An 801-nucleotide genomic window follows, 5' to 3' on the forward strand; every position below is an offset into this window, starting at 1 on the left:
TTTACCACGGAGTGATTCATGACTGGGGTGAAGTCGTAACAAGGTAACCGTAGGGGAACCTGCGGTTGGATCACCTCCTTACCTTAATCTCAACGCCTGTTGAGTGTTCACACAGTTTGCTTGATATAAAAGAGTGACTTAAGCGTATTGGTGCAAGCCGATACGCTGATGGTTTTGGTGATGCTTGAGCATAGCCAAACAGGATTTGGGTCTGTAGCTCAGGTGGTTAGAGCGCACCCCTGATAAGGGTGAGGTCGGTGGTTCGAGTCCACCCAGACCCACCAAATCTTGTCGATACAGCGTCATAAGGCTTGTCGTTTAGTTTACTAAACGTCCTCGCCTCATTCCTTGTCTCGACAGCGATTTGGTGCGAAGGTCGGCTAAATGGGGCTATAGCTCAGCTGGGAGAGCGCCTGCCTTGCACGCAGGAGGTCAGCGGTTCGATCCCGCTTAGCTCCACCATTTATCCTGAATCCCAAGATGTCAAAGTCATACGTTGTAACGCAATGTATCACTTTGACTTTTTTACAAGTCACGCTCTTTAACAACCTGGAAAGCTGATGAAATAATTTGTAGTTCTTGATACGCAAGTGTCTTGGAACTTCTTGGCGAAAACAAAGTTGTAAGCATCAGTCATGATGCGTACCGCCTTGATAAGTGTACCGGTCTTTGGACTGACACACTTCTTGGGGTTGTATGGTTAAGTGACTAAGCGTGCACGGTGGATGCCTTGGCAGTCAGAGGCGATGAAGGACGTGCTAACCTGCGTTAAGCACGGGTGAGCTGGTAAGAAGCGCTTGA

Annotated in this window: 2 tRNA genes and 2 rRNA genes; all 4 read left to right on the top strand. The window is 48.6% G+C overall.

Annotated elements, in window-relative coordinates:
- Nucleotides 1-81 (top strand): 16S ribosomal RNA (locus DCS96_RS18335); the annotation flags it as partial.
- Between the two features lie 126 nt (nucleotides 82-207).
- Nucleotides 208-284 (top strand) — tRNA-Ile (locus DCS96_RS18340).
- Between the two features lie 102 nt (nucleotides 285-386).
- Nucleotides 387-462: transfer RNA gene (locus tag DCS96_RS18345), tRNA-Ala, on the top strand.
- A 236-nt stretch (nucleotides 463-698) separates the two neighbouring features.
- Nucleotides 699-801, top strand: a 23S ribosomal RNA gene (locus DCS96_RS18350); the annotation flags it as partial.

This window comes from Zobellella maritima (assembly GCF_003075035.1).
Taxonomy (GTDB): domain Bacteria; phylum Pseudomonadota; class Gammaproteobacteria; order Enterobacterales; family Aeromonadaceae; genus Oceanimonas; species Oceanimonas maritima.